The following is a 17,731-nucleotide window of genomic DNA, read 5'->3' as shown; positions in this document are numbered from 1 at the left end:
ACCTGGCGGCGGACGCGACGACAGAACGAGGTCGAGGAGAATCATGCGTGGCACCACACTCGGTGACCGCTACCGGCTGGGCGAATGGCTCGGCGGTGGCTCGATGGGCGATGTCTGGCTCGCCGAGGACCAGGTGCTCGACCGCCGGGTGGCTGTCAAGGTCCTGAAGCCCGCACTGCTGGACGAACCCGGCTTCGCGGAGCGGTTCCACGACGAGGCCCGGGTGATGGCCCGGTTGCGGCACCCCGGCATCGTCGGCGTGCACGACTTCGGCCCCGGCCGGACGGCCGACGACGTGCCGTCCTGGGGCGCGCCGACGGCTCCCTCCACCCGCCCGGTCGCCTACCTGGTCATGGAACTGATCACCGGCGAGCCGCTCAGCACGGTACTGGAGCGGCGCGGCCCGCTGACCGTCCTGGAGACCCTGGGCCTGGCGCTGGAGGTACTGGCCGCGCTGCAGGCGGCGCACGAGGCCGGCATCGTCCACCGGGACATCAAGCCGGCCAACCTGATGGTCCGGGACGGCCATGTGGTCATCACCGACTTCGGCATCGCCCGGCCCGGCTGCGACGCCCGGCTCACCGTGCCCGGGATGGTGCTCGGCACCGCCGCCTACCAGGCCCCGGAACAGGCCTCCACCGGCACGGTCACCGCCTCCGCGGACCTGTACGCGCTCGGGGTCGTCCTCTACGAGTGCCTGACCGGGCGGCTGCCGTTCGAGGGCGAGACCGCCCTCGAACTGATCCTCAAGCACCTGACCGACCCGGTGCCGCCGCTGCCGGCGGACGTCCCGGCCCCGGTCCGGGCCGTGGTCGAGGGGGCCATGGCGAAGGACCCCGCCCTGCGCTGGCCGAACGCCGACGCGATGGCCTCCGCCGTCCGGGCGGCACTGGCCGGGGAGCCGGTCGCGGGTCCGCCGCCCACCGGAACCCTGGGCGGCGCGGCGGCCGGAGCACTGGCCGGAGCGGCGGCGGTACTCCGAGCCACGGGAACGGGAACAGGAACGGGTGCCCGGGCGGGAACCGGTAGGGGGACCGGCAGGGGAACCGGAACGACGACGCTCGGCCGGGTGGTGCTCGACCCCGCCGGGTCGATCGGCACCGGGTCGCTCCTGGCCGGGACGGGGTCCCATCCGCTCGGGACCGCGGCGCGCGAACTGCTCCTGGTCGAGACCGTCGCCCCGCCGGGGCGCGCGGCCGGATGGCGGGCCGCGCTCTTCGGCAGCCGCCGCCGGACCCTGCTCGTGGTGGGCGCGGCCGTACTGTGCTGCGCCGTCACCGCCGGCACGGCCGTCGTGCTGCACCCGGACGGGAAGCGGGCCGGCGTCGTCGCGGGGGCCGCCGCCGGATCGGCCGGCGACCCCGCCCGGGCGGACCTGCCGCCGGCGGCCTCGGCCGGGCCGGGGACCGACCCGGGCACGGCCTCGCCGTCCCCGTCCGCCTCGCCCGCCGCCTCCCTCCCGCCCGGGACGCCGGGCGCCCCGCTCGCCGAGACCGGGGCCGGGGCCGGGGCGGGAGCTGTCGGCGGGACGGGTGTCGGAGCTGTCGGCGGCGCCGGGGGCCCGGCGACCGGGTCGACGGGCGGTTCCACGGGCGGTTCCGCGGGCCTGGACCCCGCGCCGAACGCCTCCGGCGCGACGGCCCCCCGAGCGTCCGGCAGCCCCGCCGCCCCCCAGGCCCCGGGCTCCGCGGGCGGACCGGGCGCACCCGGTGCCGCCACCACGAACCCGCCCGAGCGGCCGTCGACACCGTCCGACCCCGTCTACACGGCCGCCCCGCCGCCGGGCGACCCGGCGTACACCGCCGCACCGCGCCGGACCGTCCCCCCGGTGTACGCGACCTCCTCGTTGCCGCCCGCCCCGGTGTACACGCCGCCGGCGCCGTACACACCGCCGCCGTACACCGCGGGCCCGCCCTCGCCGCCGCCGCCCGGGACCATCCCGACCGATCCGCCGATCAAGCCGCCGACCCAGCCGGGCGGCCCGCTGCCCGCGCGCGCCCGGGTGTCCAACGCCGGGTCCGTGCTCTACGACCAGGGGTCCCTCGACCGGGACGGCAACCCGGTGGTGGTGGCTCCGGACGACGGCGGCCCCGGCGGCGTGTGGCAGTTGATCACGCGGGCCGGAGGCGGGTACTCCCTTTCCAACGCCGCCAGCCAGTACAGCAGGGTCCTGGACCTGGAGGAGAGCCGTTCCCAGACCAGGCTGTGGCAGTCGGTGCCCGACCGGACGAACCAGGCCTGGACGTTCCTCCCGGTGTCCGGCGGCTATCTGCTGGGTGTCCGGGGGGACGCGCTGCGCTGCCTGTCCGCCGCCGGTCCGAACACGCCCGCCACGCTCCGTTCCTGTGTGGCCTCCGCCGACCAGATCTGGACGGTCACCGCGGCCTGACAGCCTCTGGCGGCGCCGGTCCTTCTGACTTCGCGCTCCTGGCTTCCCGCTCCTGGCTTCCCGCTCCTGGCTTCCCGCTCCTGGCCCGACGGCTCAGGCCGGGAGCCAGGAGGGCCAGCGCCGTCGGGGCAGCCCGGTCGGGTGGTCCTGGCCGAGCAGGGGCACCAGGCGTTCGGCCTCGGGCGAGCCGATCGGGGCCAGGATGTCGTGCGCCTCGGCCCAGCAGGCCCGGGCCCGCGCCCGGACGTCGGCCGACCCCGGATCGTCGGCCGACATCCGCTTGCCGGCCGACACCCGATCCCCGGCCGCGGCCGGGGAGCCGGCCGCTCCTGGGGAGTCGGTGGCCGCCGGACCGCCGGCCAGCGCGTCGCCGAGAGCGGCCAGGGCCAGGCCGCGGCCCCGGTGGTCGCCGTCGAGGGTCAGCGCCTCGAGCGCGCGTTCAGCCGCCTCGACCGCCTCCGGGGCACGCCCGGCCGCGCGCAGCGACTCGACCAGCCGCAGCAGGATCCGGCCGGTGCGCCGGTGGTCGGCCGGGTCGGTCAGGGCGAGCGCGGCCCGCCGGTGGGAGACCGCCCCGTCGTGCCGGCCCAGGTCGTGGGCGATCGATCCCAGCGCCTCCCGGGCCCGGGCCTCCAACGCGTGGTCGGCCAGTTCGTGACTGACCAGCAATGACTGGTCGATCACCCGGCCCGCCGCGTCGTAGCGCCCCTGCCGGGCGAACGCCCCGGCCAGGTCGAGCAGTTCGGCGGCCAGCGCCCGCCGGTCCCCGGACCGCTCCCGGACGGCGACCGCCGCCGAGAAGCCGGCCACCGCCTCCTCCGCGCGGCCGAGCTGGACGAAGCAGGCCGCGAGCGAGCCGTGCGCGAGAGCGAGCAACGGCTCCGGCAGCCCGTGCGCGGTGCACAGGTCGCGGGCCCGGAGCAGCTCGGAGAGCGCCGAGGACGCGGAGCCGACCTCGGTCAGCAACCGGCCGAGCACCAGCCTGGCCCGGGCCTCGGCGGTGCGGTCACCCTGCTCCAGGGCCGAGCACAGGAGGGCGTTGGCGGCGTGTCCGAGCGGCCGGGTGGCGCGGCCGGATTCCGCCGACAGGCAGACGCCCAGGAGGAGTTCGGCGAGGCGGTCGAGCGCGGGCGCCGCCCCGGCGACCGGGCGCGGCAGCTTCGCGCACTGGCTCACCAGCGCGCCGACGGCCACGTAGTCCCCGCCGACGGCCGCGCGGCCCCCGGCGCGGGCCGGAGGAGCGTCGGGGGCGGCCGTCACCCTCGCGTGGTGGTGGTCCACCAGCCGGGTCAGCACGCCCACCCGCTCCGCCTCCGCCTCCGCAGCGGTCCCCTCCGTCTGTGCCTGCGCCTGCGCCCCCGCGCCGTCACCGCCGCTCCGCCCGTCCCCGGACACCGGGCCGCCCCCGTGACCGAGCCGCTGGGCGAACGCCCGCAGCAGATCGTGGTAGCGGTAGCGGTCCGGGTTCGCCGTGACCTCCAGCATCGAACAGTCCACCAGGGACTCGGCGAGCTCCTCGGCGACGGCCGTCGGCCGGTCCAGCACCGCGGCCACCTCCCCGGCCGACAGGTCCGGCACCTCCGGCACCGCCAACAGCCGGAAGGCGCGCGCCTGTTCGGCGTCCAGCTGGTCGAAGCCGAACCGGAACGAGGACTCCACGGCGAGATCCCCGGCGCGCAGCGCGTCCAAGCGGTAGCGGTCGCCGCCGAGTTGCTCCACCAGTCGGGCGATGCTCCAGCCCGGCCGGCAGGCCAGGCGGGCCGCGAGGATCCGCACCGCGAGCGGCAACTGCCCGCAGAGCCGGACGAGTTCGCAGGCCGACTCGGGTTCGGCCGCGACCCGCTCGCCGCCCACCGTCCGGGTCAGCAGGGTGACGGCCTCGTCGGCGGACAGGACCGCCAGTTCGGTGAAGCGGGCGTTGGGCAGCGCCCCGATCCGGGTCCGGCCGGTGACCAGGACGGCGCAGCCCGGGCTGCCGGGCAGCAGCGGACGGACCTGTTCCGCGTCGCGCGCGTTGTCGAGCAGCACCAGGACCCGCCGCCCGGAAAGCAACGAGCGGTAGCGGGCGGCGCGTTCGGCCAGGCTCGTCGGGATCGCCCCGCCGACCACGCCGAACGAGCGCAGGAAGACCGCCAACGCCTCCTCGGGCCGGGTCGGGCGGCCGTCGGTGCCGTGCAGGTCGAGGTGGAGCCGGCCGTCCGGGAACTCCCCGGCGAGGTCGTGCGCCACCTGCACGGCGAGCGCGGTCTTGCCGACCCCGCCCATGCCCGCGACCGCCGCCACGGGCACGCAGCCCGGCTCCCGAAGGGCGGCCCGCAGCGCTTCGGACTCCGCTTCCCGCCCGGTGAAATCGGCCACCGCCGCCGGGAGTTGGTCGGGGACGAGCAGAGCGGCCGGGTCCGCCTCGGCCGGCCCGGTGGCCGGGCCCGGGGGCGTCGGCGCGACCGGCCGGGCGGCGGGTACCGTGAGCGTCCGGTCCGCCGCGAGGATCCGCCCGTGCAGCTCGCGCAGACCCGGGCCGGGCGCGACGCCCAGCTCGGTGCGCAGCCGGCGGTCCGCCGCGCGGTACGCCTCCAGCGCGTCCGCCTGCCGGCCGGAGCGGTACAGCGCGAGCATCAGCAGTTCGGAGAGGCGCTCGCGCAGCGGGTGCTCCTCGACCAGGGCCGTCAGTTCGGCCACCGACCCGGTCCAGCGGCCGCCCACGGTCCCACGCCCGGCCCCGGCCTCCGCCTCGGCCTCCAGGCGTGCTTCCAGGACGGCGAGCCGCCGTTCCTCCCACTCCCGGCGCCGGCGCCGCACATAGGCCCCGGGCACCCCCGACATCGGTTCGCCCCGCCAGAGCGCCAGCGCCGCCCGCAGGGCGGTGGCGGCCTCGGCGGGCCGCCCGTCGGCGCGCAGCATCCGCGCCCGGGACACCAGGGTCTCGCACCGGGCGGTGTCGAGGCCGTCGTGGTCGGCGACGAGCAGGTAGCCGCCGCCGAGCGAGGTCAGCACGTCCGGCCCGAGGACCCGGCGCAGCCGGTGCACATATGTCCGGATGACGCCGTGGGCGCTGGCCGGCGGCTCGTCGCCCCACAGGTCGTCGATCAACTGGCCGCCCGACACCTGCCGGCCCGACCGGAACAGCAGGGACAGCAGCAGACCCTGCTGCTGTGGCGAACCGAGCGGCAGTTCCTCCCCGTCCCGCAGCGCGCGCACCGGCCCGAGCACCTCGAACCTCAGCCCGCCGGACCATCCGTCCTGGCCCACCGACCGACTCCCCCCGCACCGGAACGACTCCCCCGTCCGCATGATAACCGTCCGCATTCGTCCTGATCGGATCCGCGGAAGCCGCCGGCCCGCCGCGGTGGCGGAGATGGTTGACCTTGAGTGCACTCCAAGTCGTACGGTCGGCAGCACCGCGCACCGAGGACCACCAGGGAACGGAGACCCCCATGAGCACCGACAGCACCGACAGCACGAACGGCAACAGCGCCGACAGCAGCACCGGGACCGGCGGCACCAGGGAGGAGCGGTTCGAGCGGGGACTGGCCGTCCTCACCGCCGTCGACGGCGAGGCCGGGCAACGGGTGGTCGACGCGCTCGCCGACGTGCACCCCGAACTCGCCCACCAGATCGTCGCCTGGGGCTTCGGCGAGATCTACAGCCGCCCCGGGCTGAAGCCCCGCGACCGGCAGTTGGTGACCCTGGGCATGCTCACCGCGCTCGGCGGTTGCGAGCCGCAGTTGGAGGTCCACCTCAACGCCGCCCTCAATGTCGGCCTCACACCCGCCGAGATCACCGAGGTACTGCTGCACTCCGCCGCCTACTGCGGCTTCCCGAAGGCCCTGAACGCCACGTTCGTCGCCAAGAAGGTCTTCGGCGAGCGCGGCCTGCTGCCCGTCGCGGCGCAGTGAGGGCGGCCCGGTCCCACAGCCGGAAAATCCGGTGAACGGACCGGGCGGCGACGGAAGACTGGCCGCCATGACCGAGACCATGACCGAGAGCGCGACCGAGAACGCCGCCGGAACCGACACCAGCACCGGAACTGACACCGACACCGACACCGACCGTCCCGGGACGTCCTCCGGACCGGCGGCGTTCAAGAAGGATCTGCGGACCTATCTGCAGGACGCCAGGGACGCCCTGCTGTGGAAGCTCGAAGGGCTGTCCGAGTACGACGTCCGCCGCCCGCTGACACCGACCGGGACCAATCTGCTGGGGCTGGTCAAGCACGCGACGGCGGCGGAGGCCCTCTACTTCGGAGAGACCTTCGGTCGGCCCTTCGAGGCCCCCCGGCCGTGGATCACCGGGGACGCCGAACCGAACGCGGACTTCTGGGCGACCCCGGAGGAGAGCCGGGAGCTGATCGTCGGACAGTACCGCGCGGCCTGCGCGCACGCGGACGAGACCATCGCCGCGCTGCCGCTGGACGCCGTCGGCCGGGTGCCGTGGGGCGACCGCAGTGCGGTGACGCTGCACCACGGCCTCGTCCACATGACCGCCGAGACCCAGCGGCACGCCGGGCACGCCGACATCGTGCGGGAGCTGGTCGACGGCGCGACCGGGCAGCGCCGGGGCGGCGAGAACACGGCCCCGGGCGACGAAACCTGGTGGGCCGCCCACCGGGCCCGGGTCGAGCGGGCCGCCCGGACGGCGGCGGACGGGGTTGCGGCGGACGGAGCGGCGTCGGACGGGATTGCGGCGGACGGGATTGCGGGGCGCCCCTGACGCCCGGGCCACGCGGTCCGGCCGGGCCCGCCACTCCCGTGAGCGGGCCCGGCCGGGCTGTGTTCACGCCTCGGCGCTCACACCTCGACGGGCGGCTCCGACATGATCCGGCGCACCTCGACCGGCATGCCGAGCGGCTTCCCCTCCGGCCCGGGGGCGGCCGAGACCTTGGCCGCGACCTCGATCGCCCGCTGCTGAGTACCGCAGTCCACGATCCACCAGCCGGCCACCCACTCCTTGCTCTCCGCGAACGGCCCGTCGGTCACCACCGGCACGCCGCCGCCCTGGGCGCGGACGATCCTGGCGGTCTCCGGCATGTCCAGGCCCTGGGCGTCGACGAGTTCGCCGGTACCGGCCAGTTCCGCGTTCAGGTCCCGCATGTACTGGACGTGGACCCGGACATCCTCCAGCGGCCAGTCCTCGACCTTCGGGAAGTCGACGTCGTTCTTGCTGAACTGCATCAGCAGCATGTACTTCATGGTCGCGCTCCTCGTTCGTGATGGGCCCGCACCGAGTACCTGGCGGGCCTGCACCGAGGGGTCGGAGCCGGCCGCACGGTCTCGACATCGCCGACCGGAATTCCGGGAAAATTCTTTCGCGGCCCCCGACGACCCCGGCGGGACCGACACGACCGCACGACCGGCACGACCGACACGACCGGCGGGGGCGCCGTTGACCCGGCCCTGACCAGGACCCTAGGGTCGGGGCCCGTGCAGCGATACGACTGGCTGAAGAAGATTCAGCAGATGGACCCGGAGACCGAGTTCACCGAGATCTACCGGATCAGCAGCTGGTACGAGTTCCCGTGGGACTACACCCAATCGCTCAGCTTCGCGCTCTACCGCACCTACGCGGTGCCCAGCATCGGCCGGCTGCTGGCCGGGACCGGCGAGTTCACCCGGCGCACGCAGAAGCGCTACGACGACACGGTGCTGATCCTGGAGGCGGTGATCGAGCACGGTTTCGACTCCTCGGAGGGCCGCGAGGCGATCCGCCGGATGAACGGGATGCACCGCCGGTACGACATATCCGACGCCGACTACCGCTACGTGCTGTCCACTTTCGTGGTAACGCCCAAGCGCTGGATGGACGACTACGGCTGGCGGCGGCTCTCCCCGCACGAGATCCGGGCGAGCGTCAACTACTACCGCGAGCTGGGTCGGCACATGGGGCTGGCCGACCTCCCGGAGACCTACGAGGAGTTCGAGCGGCTGCTCGACGACTACGAGCGCGAGCACTTCGCCTTCGACGAGGGCGGCCGGGCGGTCTCCGACTCGACGCTCGGCCTGATGGCCTCCTGGTACCCGGCGCCGCTGCGGCCCTCCATGCGGCTGTCCTCGCTCTGCCTGCTCGACGACCCGCTGCGCGCGGCCTTCGGCTACCCGGCCCCGTCGGCGCCGCTGCGGCGCGCCGTGCGGGCGGGGATGCGGCTGCGGGGCCGCTTCGTCCGCCTGCTCCCGCCGCGCCGCCGACCGCACCTGGGCCGGGACAGCCGGCAGGTCCGCAGCTACCCCGGGTACCCGTACGGCTATCGGATCAGCGAACTGGGCACCTTCGCGGACCAGCCGCCCTCCAGCGGCTGCCCCTTCCCGCACGCACCGGCGGACGGAAAGGGACCCCGGCCGGACACGCCCTGACACGTCCGCCGGGCCGGGCCGGTCAGACCTCGGTGAGGTGGCGCAGCAGGCGGCCCGGGTCGGTGGTGCCGCAGGCGGTACGGACGGCCGCGTCGTGGGCGGCGGCGAGGGCGTCGAGGCGTTCCAGGCGGACCAGGCCGCGCCGGGAGAGGTGGGCGGTGATCCGGCGGCGGTCCTGCTCGTCCTGCCGGCGGTAGGCGAGGCCGGCCTCGGTGAGGGCGTCGACGATGCGGCTGAGGCTGGCCTGCGGGATGAGCAGCGCCTGGGCGAGGTCGCCCATCGAGCGGCCGGCGTCGTCGGTGAGGCAGCGCATGACCCGCCACTGGTCCAGCGTGCAGCCCTCGGCCTCCAGGCGGGCGGCCAGGTCGCGGGCCAGTCGGCGCTGGGCGAGGGTGAGGAGTTCGATCAGCAGCGGCTCGCCGACGGCGGCGGCGCCCCCGCTCGGGACGGTGCCCGGGGTCGGGGCGGCACCTCCGGTCGGGACGGTGCCCGGGATCGGGGTGCCGGGGGTTGCCGGTGGTGTCATGGCCGTCTCGCTCTCCCCGTCGTCCGCCCCGTGGCCGGTCCCCTCGGACCTCCCCGGGAGCCGCCCGCCCGCGCCCGCTTGGCCGGACCGGCTGCCATGACGATACTCGCAAGCCATGGGCGCCGACGTGAAGCTGCTGGAGCCACTCGACGCGCTGTACCTCCCCCGCGAGGCACCGGCGCTGAGGGTGGGCCTGGTCGTGCCGCAGTCCGGCCCGCTCGGCCTGACCGGGCCCTCGGCCCTGGACGGCGCGCTGCTGGCCGCGCACGAGGTGAACGCCGGCGGCGGCGTGCGCGGGCGGCCGCTGGAACTGGTGCTGGTCGACGGCGGCGGCCCGCCGGACGCGGTGGCCCGGGAGGTGGCGCTGCTGCTGGACGCCGGGGCGGTGGACACGGTGGCGGGCTGCCATTCCAGTGATGTGCACCGGGCCGTGGAGGCGGTGACCACCGGGCGGGCGGCGTACGTGTTCACCCCGCCGCACGAGGGCGGGACGCGGCTGCCGGGCGTCGTCTGCACCGGGGCGGAGCCGGCCCGCCAACTGGCCGGGGTGGTCGAACGGCTCACCGGGCAGCACCGGCTGCGCCGGTGGGCGCTGGTCGGCAACGACTACATCTGGCCCCGCGCCGTGCACCGGGCGGCCGGGGCGGCGGTGGCCCGGTCCGGGGCGCGGGTGGTGCTGGAGCGGCACCTGCCGTTCGGGACCACCGAACGGGCGCTGGAGCCGCTGGTGGACGCGCTGCGGACGCTGCGGGCGGACGCGCTGCTGCTGAGCCTGATCGGCGCCGACCTGGTGCGGTTCAACCGGGCACTGCGCCGCACCGGCCTGGACCGGCGGCTGGTGCGGCTGTCCGGCGCGCTGGAGGAGAACAGCCTGCTCGCCTACGGCGGGGACACCACCGGCACCCTGTACGCCGCGATGCCGTCGTTCGCGAGCCTCGGGGAGGAGCGGCGGGTGCGGCTGGCCGAGCGGCACCGGGCGGTGTTCGGCCCGTACGCGCCGGTGCTGGACGCCTACGCGGTGGGCCTCTACGACGGGCTGCACCTGGTGGCGGCACTGGCGGCGCGCGGGGAGCTGGTCGCGGACGGGGGGCTCGCGCGGGCGGCTGCGCGCCTGCTGCGCGGGGAGGGCCCGGCGATGCGGCGGGCGTGGGCGCGGGCTCCGCTGGGACCGCCCCGGGAAGGGGTGCACCTGGCGCGGGCGGAGGGGCTGGGGTTCACGGTCCTGCCGTGAACGGCGGAGTCCCCCGGCGGAGCCGCCCGGCGGCCTCCCCGGCGGCCTCCCGCAAAACCCTTCCATTTGGAAATAACTGCCTCTAGTGTCTCCCACCACCACCCCGGGTCGTCACGGAAGCGAGCCCCCCATGTCCGAAGCACCCGCCCCGCCCGCCGGCCCGCCCTCCGGCCCGTCCGACCGACCCGGCCCCGCCGGCATCGAGAGCTACGGCTACCGGCAGGAGCTGCGCCGCTCCCTGCGCTTCACCGACCTGCTGGTCTACGGCCTGGTCTTCATGGTGCCGATCGCCCCCTTCGGCATCTTCGGCAGCGTCTTCCAGGGCTCGGGCGGCATGGTCGCCCTGGCCTACGGGCTCGGGATGGTGGCGATGATGTTCACCGCCCTCTCCTACGCCCAGATGTCGCGGGCCTTCCCGATGGCCGGCTCGGTGTACACCTACGCCGGGCGCGGCATCGCGGCGCCGGTCGGCTTCCTGGCCGGCTGGATGATCCTGCTGGACTACGTCCTCGTCCCCGGCCTGCTGTACCTGATCGCCGGTGTGGCGATGAACTCCCTGGCGCCGGCCGTCCCGGTCTGGCTGTGGCTGGTCGGCTTCGTGCTGCTCAACACCGCCGTCAACTACCTGGGCGTCGAGATGACCTCGAAGGTCAACAAGGTCATGCTGGTGGGCGAGCTGCTGGTGCTACTGGTCTTCATCGGCTTCGGCCTGGCGGCGCTGGCCGCCGGCAAGGGCCGGGGCTTCGACTTCACCCCCGTCTACAACTCGCAGACCTTCTCCTGGAGTCTGGTGTTCGGGGCGGTCTCGGTCGCGGTGCTGAGCTTCCTCGGCTTCGACGGGATCTCCACCCTCTCCGAGGAGAACCGGGACTCCACCCGGGCCATCGGCCGCTCGATGATCGCCGCCCTGCTGCTCGCCGGTTCGCTGTTCATCGCCCAGACCTGGATCGCCTCCCTGCTCGTCCCGGACCCGAACGCGCTGATCGCCGACGGCGATCCGGACGGCACCGCCTTCTACGACGCCGCCCGCGTCGCCGCCGGCGGCTGGCTCGCCACCGTGACGGCCGCCGCCACCGCCGTCGCCTGGGGCTTCGCCAACTCCCTGGTCGCCCAGGCCGCCACCTCCCGGCTGCTGTACGCGATGGCCCGGGACCGGCAGCTGCCCGCCTTCCTCGCCAAGATCCACCCGAGCCGCCGCGTCCCGGTGAACGCCACCCTGCTGACGGCGGGCGTCTCGCTCGTCCTCGGCCTCTGGACGGCCTCGCGTGAGGACGGCATCACCCTGCTGTCCACGCTGGTGAACTTCGGCGCGCTGACCACCTTCCTGGTCCTGCACGTGTCCGTGGTGGTGCACTACCTGGTACGGCGGCGCAGCCGGGACTGGTGGCGCCATCTCCTCGCCCCGGCCGCCGGATTCGCCATCCTGGCGTACGTGGTCGTGAACGCGGACATCGCCGCCCAGCGGCTCGGCTTCGTCTGGCTGGCGATCGGCGGGCTGGTCCTGGCCGGACTGATGCTCTCCGGCCGCCGGCCGAACCTGACGGCGGTCGCCACCGACCAGCCGTCGGCCGACTCGCCCTCCCCCGACTCGCCCTCCGCCGACTCCCCTTCCCTCGACTCGCCCTCCGCCGCCTCGCCCCTCAGCAAGGAGAACCAGTGAGCCTGCCCGACGTCGTCACGCTCTCCCCGACCCCCGACGAGTACGCCTACACCTTCGGCGGACGCGCCCCGCTGGTGACCGTCCGCCCGGGCACGATCGTCGAGTTGACCACCGAGGACTGCTTCGGCGGCCGGGTCCGCGGCATCGGCGACCTGCCGAGCGAGGTCTGCGAGTTCCCCTACCTCAACCCGGTCACCGGACCGATCGCCGTCGCCGGTGCCGAGCCCGGCGACACCCTCGCGGTGCACTTCGTGGAGATCACCCCGGCCCGGGACTGGGGGATCTCCAGCACCTTCCCGCACTTCGGCGCGCTCACCGCGACCCACAGCACCGCGATGCTGCACGCCCCGCTGGAGGAGCGGGTCTGGGTGTACGAGCTGGACCGGGCGGCCGGGATCTGCCGGTTCCGGGCCCGGGTCGGCGACTTCACCGCGGACCTGCCGCTCGACCCGATGCACGGCACGGTCGGGGTCGCCCCGGCCGGCGGCGAGACCCTGATGTCGATCACGCCCGGCGCGCACGGCGGCAACCTCGACACCCCCGAGATGCGGGCCGGCGCCACCGCCTACTTCCGGGTCAACGTGCCCGGCGGCCTGCTCGCCGTCGGCGACGGCCACGCCCGCCAGGGCGAGGGCGAGGTGTGCGGAACGGCGGTCGAGACGGCGATGCGCACCACGGTGGTGGTCGACCTCGTCAAGGGCGGCGGGCCCGCCTGGCCCCGGCTGGAGGACGACCGCTATCTGATCTCCACCGGTTCGGCCCGGCCGCTGGAGGACGCCTTCCGGATCAGCCAGCACGATCTCGTCGGCTGGACCGGGGAGTTGCTCGGCCTGGACACCCTGGACGCCTACCAGCTGGTCAGCCAGGCCGGCCTGGCCCCGGCGGCCAATGTGTGCGACACCAACTACACCATGGCCGCCAAGCTGCCCAAGTCACTGCTGGGCCGCACCCGGGCGTACGACGGACTGCACGACCGGCTCCGCGCTACCGCGGCCTCCTACCTCCGCCACCGGTAGCCTCGCTACCCTGCGGCCACCAGGGTGTTCTGATTGGCCGTCAGCAGCCAGCGGCCGTCCTCCTTGGCCATCACGTACAGCGGGCTGCCCTCGTCGCCGACCTGCTCGCCGGCGGCGTCGAGGTACCGCTGGCGGACCTTGACGGCGGCGACGTCGGGGCGGACGAAGAACACGTGCGCCACCTCGTAGCTCGCGGTCCGGCCGGTGCCGGCGAAGGCCCCGGGGAGCACCTCGCGGGTGAACTCGGCGATCGCGTCCCGGCCGAGGAGGACCTTGCCGTGCCCGGTGGTCCAGATCGCGTCGGCCCGGAAGAGGTCGATGAACACCTCCGGGAGTTCGTTGACCTGAGCGTGCTGGACGGTGGCGACAACCTGCTGGATGGCGGCGATCTCGGCCTCGACGGAACCGGCGTTCATGAGTGCGTTGGTCATGCGGACAATCATGGAACTTCAAGCTCGCTTGAGGTCAAGCCCCACCGGGACAGGAGGAAAGGGTCCGGCGGCGGGATTCCCGGCACCCGACCCCTTGCCGGGGCGGCACGGCGGGAGGACCATCTCGGCATGCCCATGCCATGAAAGCCTCCCCCAGCGCCACCACCCGAACGGTTGATCTAGGCTGGTGACGTGCCCATACTCGTTCGCCGTCGCCACGTGGACCTGCTCCGCGTGACCAGCATGTCCTGTCGACGCTCCAGCTGAACCTCGCACCCCACCCTCAGCGCGGCCCCACCGGCCGCGTCCCCCCTCCCGGCCCCGGGGCACATCCGCCGCACCAGGCGCGCCCCCGGCATTCCCGGTCACCACCGGAGCCGGCCGGGACGAGACCCAGCGGATGTCATCCATGTCGCAGCAGCACTCCACCACCACCACCACCACCTCGGCCAGCTCTCCGGTCACCTCTTCGGCCGCCTCCCCGGCTGCCTCCTCGGCCGCCTCCTCGGCCACCGGCGACGCCCTCCCGGTGATCGACCTCTCGCTCGCCCATGGCAGCCCGGCGGACCGCACCCGGCTGCACGACGCGCTCCGGGCCGCCGCCACCGGTGTCGGCTTCTTCCAGCTCGTCGGCCACGGGGTCACCCCGGCCGAGACGGACGCCCTCACCGACGCCATGCGGGCCTTCTTCACCCTCCCCGAGACCGACCGGCTCGCCGTCGCCAACCTCAACTCGCCGCACTACCGCGGTTACACCCGCACCGGCGACGAGCGCACCGGCGGCAGCCAGGACTGGCGCGACCAGCTCGACATCGGCGCCGAGCTGCCCCCGCACGTCCCCGGCCCGGGTGAGCCCGCCTACTGGTGGCTGGAGGGCCCCAACCAGTGGCCGACGGCCCTGCCGGAACTGCGCGAGGCCGCCCTGAACTGGATCGACCGGCTCGGCGCCGTCGCCCGCACGCTGCTGCACGAACTCCTCAGCGCGATCGGCGCCCGGCCGGAGTTCTACGACTACGCCTTCGCCGGCCACCCGCACCTGCGGCTCAAGCTGGTCCGCTACCCGGGCACCGCCCCGGACGGCGCCGGCCAGGGCGTCGGCGCCCACAAGGACTACGGCTTCATCACCCTGCTCCTCCAGGACACCGTGGGCGGCCTCCAGGTGCAGCGCGCCGACGGCTCCTTCCTGGACGTCCCGCCGATGCCGGGCGCCTTCGTGGTCAACCTCGGCGAACTGCTGGAAGTCGCCACCGACGGCTATCTGAAGGCCACCAGCCACCGCGTGGTCAGCCCGCCCGGCGCCCGCGAGCGCTATTCCGTCCCGTTCTTCTACAACCCGCGCCTGGACGCCCACATCGAGCCGCTGGACTTCCCGCTCGCCCACCACGCCCCCGGCGCCACCCAGGACCCGGCCAACCCGCTCTACGCCGACTTCGGCTTCAACGAGTGGAAGGGCTACACCCGCGCCCACCCCGAGGTCACCCGCCGCCACCACCCCGACCTCGCCGCCTGATCCCGGGCCCCTTCCGACCTCGGTCCGTCCTCGGTCCACCCTGTTCGACCCCGGCGCGCGCCCACCCCCACGGGCGCGCGCCGAAGCATATTCAAATACCATGCAATAAATAATCTCGGGCCATTTTTTGAATTCATAAATCGCTGGCTTTTCGATCCCGGGGCTCCCTAGACTCCGTCCCGAAGCAGCGCCCGAAGGATTTCGGCGCGACAGGGGGGGATGTCATGACGGGGAACGATCCGGGCTACGACTACTGGTTCCGCCTGGAGATCGAGGTGAGCGGATCACCGGGCGGCCGAAGCCGGCTGAAGGACCTCCTCGCCGCGCGCGGCTGGATCGTTTCCGCCCCGTCCGGGCCGGACACCGGGAACGCGCCCGAGACCTGGATCGTCGAGGCCGGGGTCGGCGGCTCCCGCTGGGGCGCGGCCCAAGTCGTCAAGACCGTGCTGGAGCGCACCCGCCGCCAGACCCCGGTGTCGGTGGACCTCATGGTCCTGGAGCCGGTCGTCGCCTCCGATCCGCCCCGCACCCGGTGGCTCGCCCACCTTCCGCTCTCCCCGACCGTGCGGCCGGACTGGCTCCGCCGCTCGCTGCTGCAGAGCGGCCTCCTCGACACCGGCCGGGAGGTCTTCCTGCCCGCCGGACCGGGCGTCCGCCGGGCGGCCGAGCTGGCGACCGTCCGCTCCCTGACGGAGACCGACGCTCCCCCGCACAACGCCCTCCCGCGGCTGCTCGCCCCGACCTTCCGGGCCGAGCAGCCGAGCCGACGCCGGCAGCACGTCGTACCGGAGCGGATCGGCCTGCCGATCGCCCTCACGGCGGCCGTCGTCCTGCTGATCCTCGGGACCTGCCTCAACGCGGCCCAACTCCGTCCCCTCGCCACAGGGATCGCCGCCCTCCTCCTCGCCCTGCTGCTCGGCGCCCCGGCGGGCCTGCTCATGGCCCAGTACGGCACCCGTCCCGAACGCACCCGGCCGTTGCCGGCCGCGGCCGTCGGCTGGGCGGCCGGCCTGGCCACGACCGGGGCCGGACTGGTCCTGCCCTTCGCGGCGCCTTCGCGACAGGGCGCGGCGGTACTCACGGTCGCCCTGTGCGCCGCGCTCCTGGCCGGGAACGGCCTGCGCCTGCTGTTCCGCAATCTGTCGCGGAAGGCGACGGTCGCCTGGCTCGTCCCGGCGCTCCTCCCGCTCGCGCTCCCCGTCCTGCCGGTCCCGGGATTCTCCCTGCACACCTACTACCTCGACTATTTCGACGCCAGCCGCGAGGAGGTGTTCATCCCCGTCAGCTGGCAGCTCATCGCCGACACCAAGGGGATGGTGATCGTCGTGGGCCCGCTCGTCGCGCTCGCGCTCCTGGGCTACGCCCGGCACTTCCACGCCATCCGCGGCGCCGAGGGAATCCCGCTCTGGGGCGGCCTGCTCTGCGTCGCCCTCATGGCCACCGTCGCGGTGTTCTGGGTGCAGGTCCTCACCCCGGCGACCGAGGCCGCCGCCGCCGCGGCCAACCGGGCCGAGGCCGGCGGCCAACCCGGCCAGTACTTCGGCATCGCACCGCAGCGCGTCTGTGTGCGCCCGGCCGCGGGCTCCACCGCGCCACCGTTCCAGGGCAGCGCCGTCAGCCCCGATCACCCGTACCTCGCGTTCCCGTCCTCGGCGGACTGGATCAGGCTCTGGGACTTGGCCGATCACAGCTCGGTCGTCGTGAAGCGGGAGCACTGGCAGATCGTCAAGTCCAGCGATCCGAGCTGTCCGGTGGGCTGAGCGGACGTGGACCGGGTGGGACAGTGGTGTCACACTCGTGGTGTCACAGTGGTGGTGGCGTGGGAGTCGAGGAACGGGAGGCGGGGGTGGAGGTGCGGCTGACGGTGGACGAGTTGGCGGCGCGGGCGGGGGTGACGGTACGGACGGTGCGGTTCTACGGGACGAAGGGGCTGCTGCCGCCGCCGGTGCTCGGGGCCCGGCGGGTGGGGTGGTACGGGGCCGAGCACCTGGACCGGCTGGGGCTGATCGAGGAGTTGCAGCGGCAGGGGCTGACGCTGGCCGCGATCGAGCGGTACCTGGCGCGGCTGCCGCAGGACTCCACCCCGCTGGACCTGGCGATCCACCGGGCGCTGGTGGCCTCGTGGACGCCGGAGGCACCGGAGGAGGCCGAGCGGGGGCAGCTGGAGCGGCGGGCCGGGCGGCGGCTGTCGGAGGAGCAGTTGGACCGGCTCGCGGCGATGGGGGCGCTGGAGCGCACGGCGGACCCGGAGGTGTTCCGGGTGGACCCGGGGCTGCTGCCGCTGGGAGTGCGCATCCTGGACGTGCCGATCCCGCTGGAGACGCTGCTGGCGGCGCGCGCCGTGGTGGTGGAGCACAGCCGGGCCACGGCGCGGGAGTTGCAGCGGCTGTTCCGGGAGACGGTGTGGCGGCCGTTCCGGGAGAGCGAGCCGGAGCCGGACGACGTGGAGCGGATGAAGGCGCTCACCGACCACATCCAGCCGATGGTGGCGCAGGCGCTGGTGACCGCGTTCCAGAAGTCCCTGCGCGAGGAACTGGGCGAGGAGGCGGAAGGGGACCCGGACGAGGACGCGGGCGAGGGCCCGGGCGGGGCAGCGCCGTAGCCGCCCCGCCCGGGCGGCG

Annotated in this window: 14 protein-coding genes; 10 read left to right on the top strand and 4 right to left on the bottom strand. The window is 74.6% G+C overall.

Going from position 1 to position 17,731, the window contains the following annotated elements:
- The first annotated feature begins 43 nt into the window (after positions 1 to 43).
- Positions 44 to 2,389, top strand: a complete 2,346-nt coding sequence (locus tag SM793_RS19800) for a serine/threonine-protein kinase (RefSeq protein WP_320439549.1) — start codon at positions 44 to 46, stop codon at positions 2,387 to 2,389.
- 93 nt (positions 2,390 to 2,482) lie between these two features.
- Here SM793_RS19800 and SM793_RS19795 read toward each other — a convergent pair whose 3' ends face one another.
- Entirely contained in the window at positions 2,483 to 5,638 is a 3,156-nt protein-coding gene (locus SM793_RS19795; RefSeq protein ID WP_320439548.1) for an AfsR/SARP family transcriptional regulator, read from the bottom strand.
- A 185-nt stretch (positions 5,639 to 5,823) separates the two neighbouring features.
- Here SM793_RS19795 and SM793_RS19790 point away from each other — a divergent pair, with 185 nt between their 5' ends.
- Both SM793_RS19790 and SM793_RS19785 read left to right on the top strand, forming a co-directional pair.
- Positions 5,824 to 6,285, top strand: a complete 462-nt coding sequence (locus SM793_RS19790) for a carboxymuconolactone decarboxylase family protein (protein ID WP_320439547.1) — start codon at positions 5,824 to 5,826, stop codon at positions 6,283 to 6,285.
- Between the two features lie 67 nt (positions 6,286 to 6,352).
- A complete protein-coding gene (locus tag SM793_RS19785) occupies positions 6,353 to 7,099 on the top strand; it encodes a DinB family protein (RefSeq protein WP_320439546.1) in 747 nt (248 codons plus the stop codon).
- 77 nt (positions 7,100 to 7,176) lie between these two features.
- Here SM793_RS19785 and SM793_RS19780 read toward each other — a convergent pair whose 3' ends face one another.
- Positions 7,177 to 7,578: a YciI family protein gene (locus tag SM793_RS19780; RefSeq protein WP_320439545.1), complete on the bottom strand. Its 402-nt coding sequence runs from the start codon at positions 7,576 to 7,578 to the stop codon at positions 7,177 to 7,179.
- 231 nt (positions 7,579 to 7,809) lie between these two features.
- On the opposite strand from SM793_RS19780, the gene SM793_RS19775 reads away from it, so the two are divergent.
- Positions 7,810 to 8,736, top strand: coding sequence for an oxygenase MpaB family protein (locus tag SM793_RS19775; protein WP_320439544.1), 927 nt, complete (start codon positions 7,810 to 7,812; stop codon positions 8,734 to 8,736).
- A gap of 22 nt (positions 8,737 to 8,758) precedes the next feature.
- On the opposite strand, the gene SM793_RS19770 is transcribed toward SM793_RS19775, so the two are convergent.
- The gene (locus SM793_RS19770; RefSeq protein WP_320439543.1) at positions 8,759 to 9,262 is read right to left on the bottom strand and encodes a MarR family winged helix-turn-helix transcriptional regulator; all 504 of its coding nucleotides are present in this window, start codon (positions 9,260 to 9,262) and stop codon (positions 8,759 to 8,761) included.
- Positions 9,263 to 9,377: 115 nt separating this feature from the next.
- Between SM793_RS19770 and SM793_RS19765 the strand changes: the two genes are divergently transcribed.
- The 3 genes from SM793_RS19765 (at position 9,378) to SM793_RS19755 (ending at position 13,169) form a co-directional block, all read left to right on the top strand.
- The gene (locus SM793_RS19765) at positions 9,378 to 10,493 is read left to right on the top strand and encodes a substrate-binding domain-containing protein (protein WP_320439542.1); all 1,116 of its coding nucleotides are present in this window, start codon (positions 9,378 to 9,380) and stop codon (positions 10,491 to 10,493) included.
- Positions 10,494 to 10,623: 130 nt separating this feature from the next.
- A complete protein-coding gene (locus tag SM793_RS19760; protein WP_320439541.1) occupies positions 10,624 to 12,153 on the top strand; it encodes an APC family permease in 1,530 nt (509 codons plus the stop codon).
- Positions 12,150 to 13,169 (top strand): acetamidase/formamidase family protein, encoded by a 1,020-nt coding sequence (locus SM793_RS19755; RefSeq protein ID WP_320439540.1) that lies wholly within the window; start codon positions 12,150 to 12,152, stop codon positions 13,167 to 13,169. The genes SM793_RS19760 and SM793_RS19755 overlap by 4 nt, the downstream gene beginning before the upstream one ends.
- A gap of 5 nt (positions 13,170 to 13,174) precedes the next feature.
- Here the strand turns inward: SM793_RS19755 and SM793_RS19750 are convergent, their stop codons facing one another.
- Positions 13,175 to 13,600: an SgcJ/EcaC family oxidoreductase gene (locus SM793_RS19750; RefSeq protein ID WP_320439539.1), complete on the bottom strand. Its 426-nt coding sequence runs from the start codon at positions 13,598 to 13,600 to the stop codon at positions 13,175 to 13,177.
- A gap of 409 nt (positions 13,601 to 14,009) precedes the next feature.
- Between SM793_RS19750 and SM793_RS19745 the strand changes: the two genes are divergently transcribed.
- The 3 genes from SM793_RS19745 (at position 14,010) to SM793_RS19735 (ending at position 17,712) form a co-directional block, all read left to right on the top strand.
- Positions 14,010 to 15,110 carry an isopenicillin N synthase family dioxygenase gene (locus SM793_RS19745; RefSeq protein ID WP_320439538.1) on the top strand — a complete coding sequence of 367 codons (1,101 nt, stop codon included), beginning with the start codon at positions 14,010 to 14,012 and terminating at the stop codon, positions 15,108 to 15,110.
- Between the two features lie 224 nt (positions 15,111 to 15,334).
- The gene (locus tag SM793_RS19740) at positions 15,335 to 16,870 is read left to right on the top strand and encodes a hypothetical protein (protein WP_320439537.1); all 1,536 of its coding nucleotides are present in this window, start codon (positions 15,335 to 15,337) and stop codon (positions 16,868 to 16,870) included.
- A 59-nt stretch (positions 16,871 to 16,929) separates the two neighbouring features.
- Positions 16,930 to 17,712, top strand: a complete 783-nt coding sequence (locus tag SM793_RS19735) for a MerR family transcriptional regulator (RefSeq protein WP_320439536.1) — start codon at positions 16,930 to 16,932, stop codon at positions 17,710 to 17,712.
- The last annotated feature ends 19 nt before the right edge of the window (positions 17,713 to 17,731 follow it).

Source organism: Kitasatospora purpeofusca, from assembly GCF_034043715.1.
GTDB classification, from domain to species: Bacteria; Actinomycetota; Actinomycetes; order Streptomycetales; family Streptomycetaceae; genus Kitasatospora; species Kitasatospora purpeofusca_A.
The sequence above is the reverse complement of the archived record's forward strand: the minus strand, read 5'-3'. Positions and strand labels throughout refer to the sequence as shown.

Coding starts and splice junctions, on each gene's coding strand:
- SM793_RS19800 (WP_320439549.1), top strand. CDS start 44: ATGCGTGGCACCACACTCGGTGACCGCTACCGGCTGGGCGAATGGCTC.
- SM793_RS19745 (WP_320439538.1), top strand. CDS start 14,010: ATGTCGCAGCAGCACTCCACCACCACCACCACCACCTCGGCCAGCTCT.
- SM793_RS19740 (WP_320439537.1), top strand. CDS start 15,335: ATGACGGGGAACGATCCGGGCTACGACTACTGGTTCCGCCTGGAGATC.
- SM793_RS19765 (WP_320439542.1), top strand. CDS start 9,378: ATGGGCGCCGACGTGAAGCTGCTGGAGCCACTCGACGCGCTGTACCTC.
- SM793_RS19790 (WP_320439547.1), top strand. CDS start 5,824: ATGAGCACCGACAGCACCGACAGCACGAACGGCAACAGCGCCGACAGC.
- SM793_RS19750 (WP_320439539.1), bottom strand. CDS start 13,600: ATGACCAACGCACTCATGAACGCCGGTTCCGTCGAGGCCGAGATCGCC.
- SM793_RS19780 (WP_320439545.1), bottom strand. CDS start 7,578: ATGAAGTACATGCTGCTGATGCAGTTCAGCAAGAACGACGTCGACTTC.
- SM793_RS19760 (WP_320439541.1), top strand. CDS start 10,624: ATGTCCGAAGCACCCGCCCCGCCCGCCGGCCCGCCCTCCGGCCCGTCC.
- SM793_RS19770 (WP_320439543.1), bottom strand. CDS start 9,262: ATGACACCACCGGCAACCCCCGGCACCCCGATCCCGGGCACCGTCCCG.
- SM793_RS19785 (WP_320439546.1), top strand. CDS start 6,353: ATGACCGAGACCATGACCGAGAGCGCGACCGAGAACGCCGCCGGAACC.